This window comes from Paenibacillus sp. FSL H8-0175 (assembly GCF_045040615.1).
Taxonomy (GTDB): domain Bacteria; phylum Bacillota; class Bacilli; order Paenibacillales; family Paenibacillaceae; genus Paenibacillus_AQ; species Paenibacillus_AQ odorifer.
Genome location: NZ_CP150299.1, coordinates 2,504,045 through 2,517,909, shown reverse-complemented (window position 1 = coordinate 2,517,909; position 13,865 = coordinate 2,504,045). Strand labels below are relative to the sequence as shown.

Annotated in this window: 12 protein-coding genes; 6 read left to right on the top strand and 6 right to left on the bottom strand. The window is 44.4% G+C overall.

Translation table 11 applies throughout. From position 1 onward, the window contains the following. Nucleotides 1–16 precede the first annotated feature (16 nt). Entirely contained in the window at nucleotides 17–967 is a 951-nt protein-coding gene (locus tag MHH46_RS10830; protein ID WP_248549229.1) for a methylenetetrahydrofolate reductase, read from the bottom strand. A gap of 239 nt (nucleotides 968–1,206) precedes the next feature. On the opposite strand from MHH46_RS10830, the gene MHH46_RS10825 reads away from it, so the two are divergent. Then, nucleotides 1,207–1,605 (top strand): cytidine deaminase, encoded by a 399-nt coding sequence (locus tag MHH46_RS10825; RefSeq protein ID WP_076186474.1) that lies wholly within the window; start codon nucleotides 1,207–1,209, stop codon nucleotides 1,603–1,605. A gap of 425 nt (nucleotides 1,606–2,030) precedes the next feature. On the opposite strand, the gene MHH46_RS10820 is transcribed toward MHH46_RS10825, so the two are convergent. After that, nucleotides 2,031–4,670, bottom strand: coding sequence for an adenosylcobalamin-dependent ribonucleoside-diphosphate reductase (locus MHH46_RS10820; RefSeq protein WP_405132600.1), 2,640 nt, complete (start codon nucleotides 4,668–4,670; stop codon nucleotides 2,031–2,033). Between the two features lie 404 nt (nucleotides 4,671–5,074). Between MHH46_RS10820 and MHH46_RS10815 the strand changes: the two genes are divergently transcribed. The 3 genes from MHH46_RS10815 (at nucleotide 5,075) to MHH46_RS10805 (ending at nucleotide 9,060) form a co-directional block, all read left to right on the top strand. After that, the gene (locus tag MHH46_RS10815) at nucleotides 5,075–6,820 is read left to right on the top strand and encodes a DEAD/DEAH box helicase (RefSeq protein WP_076129985.1); all 1,746 of its coding nucleotides are present in this window, start codon (nucleotides 5,075–5,077) and stop codon (nucleotides 6,818–6,820) included. Beyond that, entirely contained in the window at nucleotides 6,817–7,881 is a 1,065-nt protein-coding gene (locus MHH46_RS10810; protein WP_076129984.1) for a YqhG family protein, read from the top strand. The genes MHH46_RS10815 and MHH46_RS10810 overlap by 4 nt, the downstream gene beginning before the upstream one ends. A 156-nt stretch (nucleotides 7,882–8,037) precedes the next feature. Continuing rightward, on the top strand, nucleotides 8,038–9,060 hold the full coding sequence (locus MHH46_RS10805; RefSeq protein WP_076195020.1) for a hypothetical protein: 1,023 nt from the start codon (nucleotides 8,038–8,040) through the stop codon (nucleotides 9,058–9,060). A 68-nt stretch (nucleotides 9,061–9,128) separates the two neighbouring features. Here MHH46_RS10805 and MHH46_RS10800 read toward each other — a convergent pair whose 3' ends face one another. Next, complete coding sequence (locus tag MHH46_RS10800) at nucleotides 9,129–9,317, bottom strand: YqzE family protein (protein WP_036689445.1); 189 nt, start codon at nucleotides 9,315–9,317, stop codon at nucleotides 9,129–9,131. Between the two features lie 183 nt (nucleotides 9,318–9,500). Between MHH46_RS10800 and MHH46_RS10795 the strand changes: the two genes are divergently transcribed. Then, on the top strand, nucleotides 9,501–10,253 hold the full coding sequence (locus MHH46_RS10795; RefSeq protein WP_248549233.1) for an N-acetylmuramoyl-L-alanine amidase: 753 nt from the start codon (nucleotides 9,501–9,503) through the stop codon (nucleotides 10,251–10,253). On the opposite strand, the gene MHH46_RS10790 is transcribed toward MHH46_RS10795, so the two are convergent. The 3 genes from MHH46_RS10790 to MHH46_RS10780 form a co-directional block, all read right to left on the bottom strand. Next, a complete protein-coding gene (locus MHH46_RS10790; protein WP_076195022.1) occupies nucleotides 10,240–11,100 on the bottom strand; it encodes a divergent polysaccharide deacetylase family protein in 861 nt (286 codons plus the stop codon). The genes MHH46_RS10795 and MHH46_RS10790 overlap by 14 nt on opposite strands. Before the next feature lie 105 nt (nucleotides 11,101–11,205). Further along, nucleotides 11,206–12,291, bottom strand: a complete 1,086-nt coding sequence (locus MHH46_RS10785) for a glycerol dehydrogenase (RefSeq protein ID WP_076129981.1) — start codon at nucleotides 12,289–12,291, stop codon at nucleotides 11,206–11,208. An 83-nt stretch (nucleotides 12,292–12,374) separates the two neighbouring features. Then, nucleotides 12,375–13,118: an SDR family oxidoreductase gene (locus MHH46_RS10780; protein ID WP_076129980.1), complete on the bottom strand. Its 744-nt coding sequence runs from the start codon at nucleotides 13,116–13,118 to the stop codon at nucleotides 12,375–12,377. Between the two features lie 85 nt (nucleotides 13,119–13,203). On the opposite strand from MHH46_RS10780, the gene MHH46_RS10775 reads away from it, so the two are divergent. Then, complete coding sequence (locus MHH46_RS10775; protein ID WP_143762451.1) at nucleotides 13,204–13,725, top strand: hypothetical protein; 522 nt, start codon at nucleotides 13,204–13,206, stop codon at nucleotides 13,723–13,725. The last annotated feature ends 140 nt before the right edge of the window (nucleotides 13,726–13,865 follow it).

Sequence of the window (13,865 nt, the reverse complement as noted above, 5' to 3'; positions counted from 1 at the left end):
TTAGAGGAATCTTTTTCTATTTGGTAGGCAGCTTCTTATCCAAAATAGCCTTCACATCTTTAACAAGCTGTACGGACGCTTCAATTTCCAACTTACTTGTTGAAACACTTTCAATACTGCAACCAATAGGAATTCCCTTCTCCAGCCCGAAATCTAGTAATTCTTCAAAGATTTTTTGCGATAGCTGGATTGATTTATCCAAAATATCATTCGAGTATTTTAACTCGTTTTCTAACCATCCCGGGATACTGATCCCTAACCACTTCATAAATTGTAATGTTTTCGCGGTGCCGCATGGTGCAAGATTAAATAAAATAGGAACCATCTCAAAACCGTTATTTGTATAGTAATAATATAAATCAGACAATAAATTCTTAGATGCCTCTACATTATAAGTTGCCTGTGTAATAAAAAAATTGCACCCACTGTTGGTCTTTTCGACAACCCGTATATGCTCATCATTCTTTTTTATATGTCTTTCCGGAATGACAACTCCGCCAAAAGTTAAATTGTTATTTAGTTGTTTACTTAGCTTATAAGCCTCTGGTAAATTCAATTTCACCTCTTGTTTACTTGACGAAGCGCCCACATACACGGAAAATCTATCTTCATTTTCGTCAGTTTTAACCCAATCCTCGAACTGAGCTCTAGTATCATTACCGACGCACCGGTAAATTATTTTCGGGACCTCCACCTGTTTTAGATATTTATCACCATAGACAGCCGGATCAATCGTTGGTAAATAGGGATAAGGTCTTTCATGATCCACTCTGTCTACTTCTTCCTGAACGTCGTACAGAATTAACGCATCTAAATCAAGGTTTTTAAGTCTCTCAACCTGTTTCTGGGCGATTTCCGAGACCTTTTCTGGTGCGTGGCTTGCCTTCGGTGGTGTCATCCCATATGTTATAATACCCGGTTTTTTGCTCAATATTTTTTGTTTAAATGTATTCTCTGCCGCTCCCAAATTATAAAACCCCTCTACTCGTCGCTTTTAAGATAAGGTTACCATGGCAGGCTTAATATGTGTAACTTCTATTTACTATATCTAGTTATATTTTAAAGCTATGATTCCCTAATGATACTTATCGAGTAGTACATGTTGACAACCATTTGGTGTGACTATAATATTAGAAGTCCTGCCAACCTTAAGATTGGCGATAAGGGGACCGAAAGGTTCATTCTTATTTAAAAAGGGTGAGTATTATGAATAAAGAAGAATTAATGGAAAGCGCACGTAACACAAAGAAAGCTGCTTATGCCCCATATTCTAAATTTCCAGTTGGAGCAGCCTTATTGCTTAAAGATGGAAATGTTATTAATGGAGTAAACGTAGAAAATGTATCTTTTGGCGCTACTAATTGTGCAGAGAGAACAGCAATCTTCACAGCTATTACAAAGGGCTATACTAAAGGTGATTTTCAGGCTATAGCTGTAGCAGGTGACACAATGGATTTTCTGCCGCCATGCAGTATCTGCAGACAAGTATTATCGGAATTCTGTTTGCCCGACATGCCTGTCTATTTAACCAATGAGAAAAAAGAGATCTTAGAGCTGAGTTTAAAGGATTTATTGCCTTATGCATTCAAAAATTTAGATATGTAAAAATAATTCCTCTCGTAGTGGAATAACAAAAACACGCGTACCTGTGTTAGACAAGTACGCGTGTTTTTTGTGTTAAAAAGCTTAGTCAGAACACAGAGTTCACAGACCAGACACACCGCGTAAATACGTTGTTACTTACCAAATCGCAATTCCAACCTTATCTTTTTCTTTAAATACTACCTTTATCATTTCCAAAGCATTTCTTACCCTAAATTCAATAAATTCTTTATCATAGTCTGTATGTAGTTCTATAGTATCTAAAACTCATATAGTTAAAACCTCTCAATGAACATCATCAATAATAAAAAACAAGCGATCCATTGAGATAAAAGGATAAACACTTCCTCTCGATGATCGCTTGCTTTTAGTAGCTATGCATAGTCACATTTCTAGTTTTCCCACAAAACACTTATCGGCTCTACCCTTTACCCGCAACGACTATAACCGCAATTGCCACAAGTCTTACAGCCCTCAATATTAATCAGCGAGGCGCTGCCGCAGGATGGGCAAAGGTCACGGGAAGCCGTAGCATGGTTATGTCCATGATGACCACCATGTCCATCTTCCGTAGCTGACGGAACGCTCGATTTCAACTCCGCATTTAATGCTTCATTGAAATCCTCCAGCTCCAAAGTTGCTGCAATCGGAGCGGGTACATGATCATCATGAGCATTGTTCAGCACATGTGATTCCAGTGCCTTAGCTACAGCGTCAGCAATGGATTCAACACGATTCGCGCCGAAGCCGATAGCTCCTGATCCGCCAATGCCTTTCAGATGTTTGATCAACAGCTCCACTTTCTCACCATGATCTCCGTAACGGAGGAACAAGGAGCAGACACGGCCTAATGCTTCAGCCATAGCAAAGACGTCAGAACCCGCTTTACCTACATTCAGGAAGATTTCAGCCGGTATTCCATCAAGGTCATTGATCGTAATATATGCCATCCCAAATGGTGTGTTGATTTTATAGGTAGCGCCGCGCAGAACCTGCGGACGTTTTTTGTATTGTTTATCCGCCTCTTTTGTAGTCACTTGAGGCGCTGGACTTGCTGCTACAACACTTGTACTCGCTTCTACAGTAGTTGTAGCTTCTTCTGCCGCAACCGGAGCGGCTTCTTTTTTGTCTTCCTTCTTCGTGGTTTCCAGAACTTGAACGTCACGACTTCCATCGCGGTAGATCGTAACACCCTTACATCCTAGATCAAAGGCCATTTCATATAGCTCAGCCGTCTCCTCAACCGTAAAGTCAGACGGGCAGTTCGCTGTTTTGGAAATAGAGCTATCTACCCAGCGTTGGATCGCTGCTTGCGCACGGATATGATCTTTAGCTGACAGATCCATCGAAGTTACAAAGTAGTCAGGCAGCTCTTCACCCGGATGAGCTTCCAGCCACTCTTGAGCGATTGGAACAAACTGTTCATCATAGCCAAGACGACTTTGACGGAAATATTTAAAGGCAAAATAAGGCTCAATTCCCGTAGAAGTACCTACCATTGTACCTGTACTACCTGTAGGTGCTTGTGTAATCACTGTAACGTTACGCATACCATGTTCACGAATCGCTTCGCCAACCTCTGGATACGCTTCGACTATATTTTTCATAAAGCCGCTCATTAGATATTTCTCAGTATCAAAAGCTAGGAAGGAACCCTTCTCTCCAGCAATTTCTGCCGAAGCAAGGTAGGCTTCACGAGCCATAAAGCCGTATAGCTTGTCCAGAAACTCCAACGATTCCGGGCTGCCGTAACGGATGTTCAATTTAATCATCAGCTCCGCCAATCCCATGGTTCCGAGACCCACGCGGCGTTCCTTTTTCTGATTCGCTTCATTTTCCGGGAAATGATAAGGTGTTTTATCAATTACATTGTCCAGAAAACGGACCGAATAACGGGTTGTAGTCGCAAGATCTTCCCAATCTACATCATGATTTTTCTCATCGTAGAACTTGGACAGGTTCACCGCAGACAGATTGCAGACTCCCCAGCCTGGCAGGCCTTGCTCTCCACAAGGATTCGTACAAATAATCGGGTTGAAATACCAGCTGTTAGACATCTGGTTATAGTATTCCATGAACACGACGCCTGGCTCAGCAGATTTCCATGCCGATTCAATGATCGTACGCCACACGTCACGCGCTTTTACGGTGCGATAATGGATAACGTTTTTGCCGGCAGCTTTCCACTTGTCGAGATCGCCATCCCACATTTCGTTATATTCAGGATCGGTTGTATCCGGGAATACGAGATCCCAGTCCAGATCTTCTTTTACAGCCTTCATAAAACCATTGCTCACACATACCGAAAGGTTAGCATTAGTGACTTGGCCCATCGTTTGCTTCACGGTAATGAAGTCCTCAACATCGGGATGCCAGTCATTAATCATCAACATGAGCGCGCCACGACGGCTGCCGCCTTGCTCAATAAGCCCCGTAGTATAACTAAACAAACCGCCCCAAGATACGGAACCACTGGATGAACCATTAACCCCTCTAACAATCGCACGACGAGGACGCAATGAAGACAGGTTAATGCCCACACCGCCACCACGGGCCATAATCTCCGTCATTTCAGACAATGTCTGCATGATGCCGCCACGGCTGTCTTTTGGAGAAGGGATTACATAACAGTTGAACAATGTTAATTCTTCACTAGCACCTGCACCAGCCGCAATACGTCCACCCGGCACAAGCTTCCAATCATCTAGGATTGAACGGAATTTGCCCGCCCATTCTGCTTGAAGCTCAGGTGTCTTCTCTACAGAAGCCATCGCTGTGGATAGACGGTCCCACATTTCCTCAGGAGTTTTTTCTATATTAAGGGTCAACTTTTCAACATCCGATTTCACAAACTCACCGCTGCGTGTCTTTACAGTTACGATTCGACCACTGCGCTCCACAATTTCTCCGACTTCCTTAGTTGGAAACTTCGGATCATCTTTGGTCAGCACCAATACAACATCGCCTACTTTAGCATTGTTGCTGTCTGCATCCTTCCAAGCATAACGATCCAAAAATATTTTTTCACTTAGCCCTTCAAGGCGTTGCTTACGTTCCACTTTACTCAATAAAAAAACCTCCCGCATGTGTAGTAGATATTAGTTTCCGGTCCAAGGTATGGGCCCACAACAAAAACCCCCTTACCATCCTCCACTGCTTAACAGGTGTATGTAGGAAGCTCATCTTGTCAATAACAAATACCAGCTAAGCACTCTATAAAAAATACATTTTCAAGCTTTTGTCACAATATATTGTGTGCGTCAGCTTTTAAACTATACCACATATTGTATCGAAGGTCTTATTCGAAAATAGAGTCAAGTTGCCGAATTATCGCAAACGTTGCTGCTTTTTCTCGCTCTTGCTCTCTTTTTTAAAGGCTATCGTGAAAAATAAGAGGTTATGAATTCTCTCGTTTACGAGCATACTACTCTTACGAATGGTGATATAAATCCGAGCTTGAGGAGGCTGCATTATGACGCAATTATTCCGTAATTCTCTACCCCAGCAAGGGGGAACACCCGCGCCAATACTGCCTGTTCCTCTTTCTTTTGACCGGAATTGGTTGCAAGATCTGGAGCTCAAATTGGAAAAGGGCGGCCCATGGGGAGACTACCGTTTATCTAAGCTTGCCGTACAAGGAGAGGAAACAGGTCTAGTAACGAGCTTCGATGAGCTGCAATGTATGAAGCATTTATCCGGCTTGTCCCCACTTCCCCATCAGCTGGATACAGCGCATAAGGTTCTGTTCGAAATGTCAGGCCGCGCGATTCTTGCAGATGAGGTTGGACTGGGCAAGACCATTGAAGCAGGACTGGTGCTCAAAGAATATCTGGTACGCGGTCTTGTCTCCAAAGTGCTTATTCTCGTACCTGCTTCTCTAGTATTGCAATGGGTTCGTGAGCTAAATGCGAAATTTGGCATCACTGCTGTCGCTCAGAAAAAAGCCTATTCTTGGGGCAACGCCATAGTCGTCGCATCGATGGATACCGCCAAACGAGATCCTCATAAGGAAATCTTGCTGGAAAATGAATACGATATGTTGATCATTGATGAAGCTCACAAGCTGAAGAATAAAAAATCGACCAATTATCTATTTGTACAGCAATTACGCAAAAAATATTGCCTGCTGCTCACCGCGACTCCCGTTCAGAATGATCTGGGCGAACTCTTTAATCTGATCACTATACTGAAGCCGGGGCAACTTGGAAATCAGGGCGATTTTGCCTCGAATTTCGTGGTTGATAAACGCCAGCCCAAGAATGAAGGTCAACTGCGGGACGAGCTTTCGAAGGTCATGATCCGCAATCGCCGTGGTGAAGGTCCAGTTAATTTCACGAAACGAAAAGTCCGTAATATCCCCTTAGTTCTCTCCCAAGAAGAGAAAGATTTGTATAACAGTGTTACTTCCTTTGTCAAAGACCAGTATCAGGAATCCGGCGGCAATCTTAGCAGCATGCTTTCTCTGGTAACCCTTCAACGTGAGGTGTGCAGCAGCCGGGATGCCGTCTTTATCACTTTAGTTAATTTGATCAAAAAGCTGCCTGCGGATTCCCCAAAAAGAGACCGGATGATGGAGCTGCTACAGACCCTCCGTACCGTTAAAACAAACACTAAAGCTGAAACAACCTTAGCCCTCATTCAAGAAATGAATGAAAAGGTCATCGTTTTCACGGAATATCGAGCAACTCAAGAGTATTTACTACAGTATTTCCGTGAACATGGGCTGATGTGTGTCTCTTATTCCGGCGGAATGAACCGTGGAAAAAAAGATTGGATGATGGATCTTTTCCGCGGCCGCGCTCAAGTTATGATTGCAACGGAAGCCGGTGGTGAAGGAATTAACCTGCAATTTTGCCACCATATGATCAACTTTGATCTGCCCTGGAATCCCATGCGCGTGGAGCAACGTATCGGACGTGTCCATCGGTTAGGGCAAGAAAATGACGTAGTGATCTACAACTTGTCTACGCAAGGCACGATTGAAGAACATATCCTGCATCTGCTGCATGAAAAAATCAATATGTTTGAAATGGTGATTGGCGGGCTGGATGTAATCCTGGAACGTTTTGAAAAGAAGGAATCGCTGGAGAAAAGTTTATACAAAATCATGCTCGAATCCCGCTCCGACGAAGAATTGCGGCATGAGCTGGACCATATTGGTGAATCCCTCAGTGAATTGACACAGGGTATTAAAAAAGAAAGTGGGACTGCGACATGACCCTCACCGCACAGGAAGTACGCAAGCATGTGATGGACTATCTTGAAGCCACTGAATGCTCCATCATTGAGGCTTCGCCCCTTCACGTAACTGTGAAATTATCACCTAGAGCTGACAAAATGCTTACCGACCGGCCGTATTATTGGGGATTCGTGGAGCGCACAGGTGTAGATCCTGAGACCCTTTCTTTCACCTTTGTTTTTGATCCGGAAAAATACGACAGTCAAGCTGCAGTAGAGGTTCCCCCCATTGCAAATCGTAGTGCTGGCATTTTGAATCAAGTTGTCACCGGAAGCCTAACTACAGGCGGAACAAACGATGCAGAGGCCAGCACTGACTTACTCGAATCCGCCTCCCCGGGCTCAGAAGCAGTGAATGCTCCATCTACTGACCCGGAGGAAAGTATCCTAGCCCGCTACTTCGGCATTGTGCCGGCACTCCCACGAATTGGGCCAGGAATGATCCGCAGAGAGGATATTATTTACGGAAGCAAGCGATTGCAACAGATTTGGAACGCCGCTCGGGACGAAGGGAAATGCCTTTACTTATTTGAGGACCCGGGCAGCAGGCAGCGAAACACGCTGTTCTCTGCCGCTTACGAGCCATGGCTTAGTGTCTGCTATAAAGTGGAGATGAGCTGCGATTTGAAACGTGAAGAACTCCATTATCTTGGCATCTCCCTAACAAAGGGAACCATCATTGATGACTTTAATGCAAAAGTTTCCACAAAAGAGATGATGCCACGCTTACCGGAAAATGTGCATATCCAGCCTTATGAAATGACAGTAGCAGCCGCTACCGACTTATTGGAAACTCATCTTACCGCTCAGTTAGCCGAACTGGACTACACTTGGGCAGAACAGGCACGTGAGCGGCTAAGGGTTGAACTGGACATCATTGATGTCTATTATGGAGAGTTGCTGAAGGAGCCTGACGAAGAAAAACGCCTAGCGACTCAAGAGCAGTATAATCGGCGTCGACAAGAGACCATTTGGCAATATGAGCCGCAAATCGCAGTTTCTGCGGTGACCTATGGACTGTTTCATCTGCGGAGCCTATAGAATGCGACCCTACTCGCTAAAAGCAGGCAAAAAAACAAGGGAAATGCCGCCTTCCGGCGCGACAGCAAGCAACAGCCTTTTTATAGCTTGTCCTCTACAATAAAAAGGAAGCTTTTACTTTCTGATATTTCATAACAAAGAAAGGTGAACGACGCCATGAAAATAAGTGTACGGCGGAGGCTGCTTCTTGCAGGTCAAAGCTGCTTCCTCCTGCTTCTATGCATCGGACTCATCGCAACGAGCTCCGGTTCCTCTTCTGCGCTTGCCGCTTCCAGAGTAAGTGTAGTTGATTCAGTCACACAGGATTTGATACCTGTACTGCAGATGGATATCTTACCTTCACCCGGTACGGTCCAAGAATTTGCCAAGAGTACACTGAACAAGCTCGCAGCAGAAGCTCCATTTACAGCCTGGAAGGACGCAGGAATAGAATATTATCCTCTGGGTCCAGGTACTCATAGCTGGCTTGTCAACGTTATGAAAGGTGAACAGCGGATCGGCTACATGATCATTTCCGCTACGGATCAAGGTGGTTATATGCTTAGCGAATATGGAGCTGGCACTTACGGACTCCCCTATAGTTTATTAGAACTGCGCCAATTTTTGGTGCAGGAAGGACTTATACCTTCATCTTATACCGGAAAAATAAAACTCACAGCCTTATATGCACCACTTCTACCCGTATGGAAAATCGTCATTGACGATAAGACAATATTTATCAATGCTTCCGTGCCGCAAGTTTTACCGTGGACGCTAAGTAAAGCGGAAGAAGTGCTTAAAGGACAGCAGACAGAAACGGATGTAATCACTAACCTAACTACTGATTTGTCTCCGCTTTCTGCCTATCAAAGCGGGGGAACAGATGATCCTTATAAAGATATCATGTGGTTGACCTCCCCAAAACTGCTTGCTGTAGGCGGTGACAATATCGCCGCACTGATTCGTCCCAAGGAAAGTATTGCTTATCAAGCCGCTGGCCGAAATGATATCGTAGGGGCACCTTTCATGATTACAGGTTATCAAAACTGGTTGCCTGCTTCGAATAAAACAAAAGCAATAAACAACATGCCTACCGTTTACGCAGCATCAGGGCCAGAAGGAAGACGGTATTTGCCACTCACTGCCTTGCAGGCTATAGGAACACTGCACAAGCTGCCCGACAGAAATATCTATAACTAAACATAACAAATAACCTTCCGCTGCCACGCTCGATTAGGCACTGGAAGGTTATTTGTTATTTGTGAAATTCAATCCTTGTCACTGTGGCTCCATTTGCTTCGCCAGATCGACCAACCAAGCGGAAGCATACCGAACCATTTTTGTGACCACGGCTGCTTTGTAGCCGCTCTACGAGCATGAATGGCACGCGGATCCTCGATATAAACAACTACCTTCTCAGTGATATACTTCACAAGCTCATCGCCGCCGGAAGCCATTTGTAACACCTCCTACATTGTAAGTGAATTAAGATAGCCAGCGTCGTTCCATGCTCTTAGTGTGCACCACCGAGCATATATCTAAACTCTTGTCTCGAATTGTTCGAATAGGTTTACCTATTAAAGCACAATCTAACAAAGAATCTAGGGCACGAGGTTATTCACATGCAAGGAGGAGTTCATTTGAACAATGGGAGAAATAAAGCTTATTCCAAGACAGCAGCTGCAATATGTAGCTTGCGTATTACTTTAACCACAGTTGGACTTCTAATGCTGTTTATGGGGAGTGCATATGCTTCTGCAACTCCATCCAAACCCGTAGTGAATGATGAACGTCAGCATCTCTTAAGCCACGGTCACCGGATGATCTTAATTGACGCAGGACATGGGGGGATCGACGGAGGAACTTCCTACGGGAACATTCTTGAAAAGGATATTACATTAGATATCTCACGCCGATTATTTCTGCTGCTGCGCAGCGATGGATTTGACGTTGCCTTAAATCGTAATGGAGATTACGCCCCAAGCGATGAGAACCGCTGGCTGCGCAGTAAATCCCGGCATCTGCGCGACCTTGCCCAGCGTAAAGAGCTGGCTGAGACATTACCAGCTACTGTAGTCGTCAGCATCCATGTTAACTGGGCACCTTCACCATCCAAGCATGGTCCGCTTGTATTATATCGCCAAGAAGGGCGCAGCTTTATCCTCGCCCAGACCATTCAGCAACAATTAAACAGTCTCTATAATATCCAGGCAGAGACAAGACCGGGTAAACCTTTTTATTTACTCAACAAAATAACCGCCACAACCGTAATTGTTGAGGCGGGTTTTGTAAGCAGTCCGACAGATCGCGAAAAGCTGTGCACCCCTAAAGGGCAACAAGAAATTGCTGAAGCAATTGCTGGCGGCATAGTAGCTTATCTTATGGAAGTGTAGGATTCGAGTTCCATTTCATTTCGTTTTTAACGAGATCAGAAATGCCTATAAATTCAACATCATCTTTTATTTGCTCCACACCGCTGCGGATGCCTGCGGCGGTTTCTTTTCCATATACACCAACATGACCAATGGTTACGCAGAATCGTTGATCCTTCGCCAGATTATTTACTAGACCCATTTGTTTCAGGACATGATTAGCTGTGTGTGTATCATCCAAAAAGATATGGTTCTCTACGCGCGGCAGCCCCATTCGATAAGCCATATTGCCAGCAACAGAACGGTAGTTGGTCTTACTGTCCACAAAAAACAATCCCCGCTCTTTGCAGACGGCTAAAATCACACCCATAATCCGTTCGTCCCCGGTAATCTTAGAGCCCATATGGTTGTTTATACCGATAGCATAAGGCACATTATCGAGCGCGGCTTCCACCTTTTGACGCACTTCTTCATCAGACATCTTAGCCAGTATAGCTCCCGGTCCAAGCCATTTAGGATTACCCTGGCGGGGCTCCATTGGCAAATGAACCAGAACATCATCTCCGCGTTCATGCGCGCGTGTGGCGTCCTTCACAGATGTAGGCAAAAAGGGCATAACCGCCACAGTAAGCTTTATTGGCAGCGAAAACATTTCATCCGTCCCTTTCATGCCATTGCCGAAATCGTCAATAATAATTACGACCTTATTACGTTGAGATGTCTTCTCTTCACTTGGTGTGTTTGTAGGGTTGTCTCTGGACTCGGCAGCTGAAACAGACGTTGTCACGGGAACGATTAAAGTAACCATTAAAGCAGCAACAGCAATCCAAATTAGTAAAAAACGTTTGAACTTTCGACTATCCTTCATCAAGAGGAACGCCTCCTTCGTCTTAAACAATTGTTCTCATTGTTTGGTTCACGAAGGTTAAATATGTACGGGGAGGGTTCGCAATAATTTACAATCGGGCTTTTTCTATTGTCCCCGCGCGTCTGCGGCAAGAATTGCTTCCAGCACATCCACAGCTTGAACTTCAAAGGGCATATTCCAGATGGGGCTATCCTCAGAACAGCTAGCTTCCGCCACCATCATCAATGGATCAATATCCTTACTGGTAATTCCAAGATCGTTGAGAGTAACGGGAAGACCGATTTTTTTGCAGAAACCAATCACCTGATCAATCTCTTCATATGGTGCTTTCTCCAGTAAAAGCTGAACGATCGTAGCAAAAGCAACCTTTTCACCATGAAGAGTATTCCTGCATACCTCATGCAGCGTCAATCCATTATGAATCGCATGCGCCGCAGCAAGTCCTCCACTTTCAAACCCAATGCCACTCAAGTAAATATTGGCTTCAATGATATGTTCCACCGCAGGAGAGGTGATGCCTTGCTTAACATCTTTTAATGCCGTTTCACCCTCTGCAAGAAGGGTATCCAGACAGGCACGAGCTAATGAAAGGGCTGCAATTGTGCTAGTCCCACCTGCGTGTGTAATTGCCCCAGATTCTCGACAAGCTCTTGCTTCGTAAAAAGTGGACAAAGCGTCTCCCATTCCGGCAACAAGTAATCTTGCAGGAGCTTTAGCAATGATATCGACATCTACGATAACCAGATCAGGATTTCTTTTTAATGGAAGATAACAGTCAAAGTCTCCCTCATCCGTATACAACACTGATAAAGCACTGCAAGGTGCATCCGTTGAAGCCACTGTGGGTACAATAACTACCGGGAGGTTACTCATGTGGCTTACTGCTTTTGCCGTATCTAAGGTCTTGCCGCCGCCAATCCCTATAATGACTTCGGTATCCTTCAAGCCAAGTGCTGCAACTATCTCATTGACCTGATTACGGCTACACTCGCCCTTGAATTCACACATCACTAGTGGCATTTCGTTCATTTCAAAACTGTATGTGATCTCTTTTTTGTACACAGAGAAAATATAAGGATCAATAATGGCATAAGCTCTTGTCGCTCCTAGCTGCAAACAATAATCTCCCAGCTTACGAATTTCACCATGTCCTTGTATATATTTAGTCGGTGAGCAGATGATCTGCATCATGTTTTCACTCCTCCTTTTATTTACATTCATATTAGAAGGATTGACCACATTCAGCTATTAAAAAGATCCCTTTAACCACCAGCTTAAATAAATCCACCATTCACACGGATCGTCTGACCTGTAACCCACTGTGATTCTTTGCTGGCTAAGAACAACACAATGTTTGAGATATCCTCAGGCTCGCCTAAACGTCCAAAGGAATTCATATTCCCCACGGTCGCAATCTCTTCCGCTGATTTCCCTACGGTAAATAACTCCGTATTCACAGGTCCAGGTGAAACAGCATTGATAGTGATTCCTTTTCGTCCAAATTCTTTGGCCAGCTGACGAGTGATTTGTTCCACTGCTCCCTTAGTTCCTGCATAGACGCTGTAGGTCGGGAACATTTGACCCGTAACGGAAGTTGAAAAATTGATAATCCGTCCGTTATCATTCATATATTTAGCTGCTTGCTGGCAAGCAAAAAAGGTGCCTTTTACATTTATCGCAAACTGCTTGTCGAAATCTTCTTCCGTCATATTTAGTATCGGCTTCGTAATCATAATCCCGGCGTTGTTGACGAGAATGTCGAGTTGTCCATAGGCTTCTAGTGTGGTTTGGAATAATTGTTCAAGTTCTGCCACCTGGCTGATGTCTGCCCGAATAGCGACGGCCTCTCCACCCTTTTGTTTAATACCGGTTACGACTTCCTCTGCTTTGCCGGGGTTACTCGAATAGTTAACGACCACCTTCGCACCCTGTTGTGCCAAGTTCTCCGCAATCTCCCGGCCCATGCCTCTCGATGCACCTGTTACTAATGCTACTTTTCCAGCTAAATTCTGATTCATAATTACTCCTCCTATCACTTTGTCCTTCTTGTTGGTCTGATTATAAATCGATCGATTACAAATTACAAGTGACATTTTTTAATATTTGTCATTTGAATTCGTTTTTGCACACGGGATTTATACCGTTTATCTGCCGCTAGTCGCTCGATTCAGACTGATCTACGGGATTTATACCGTTCATCTGCCCCTAGTTGCTCAATTCAGACTAATCAACGGGATTTATACCGTTCATTTACTGCTAGTCGCTCAATTCAAACTAATCTACGGGATTTATACCGTTCATCTGCCCCTAGTTGCTCAATTCAGACTAATCTGCGGGATTTATACCGTTCATTCGCCGCTAGTCGCTCAATTCAATCAAATCTACGGGATTTATACCGTTCATTCGCCGCTAGTCGCTCAATTCAATCATATCTACGGCATTTATACCATTCATCTGCTGCAACTCGCACAATTCAGCCTAATCTACGGGATTTATACCGATCATCTGCCGCTAGTCGCTCCACTCAGACTAATCTACGGGATTTATACCGCTCATTCGCCACTAGTTGCTCGATTCAGCCTAATCTACGGGATTTATACCGCTCATTCGCCGCTAGTCGCTTAATTCTGACCAATCAACGGGATTTATACCGTTCATTCGCCGCTAGTCGCTCCATTCAGACTAATCTACGGGATTTATACCGTTCATCTGCCGCTAGTCGCTCCATTCAGACTAATCTACGGGATTTATACCGTTCATTCGCC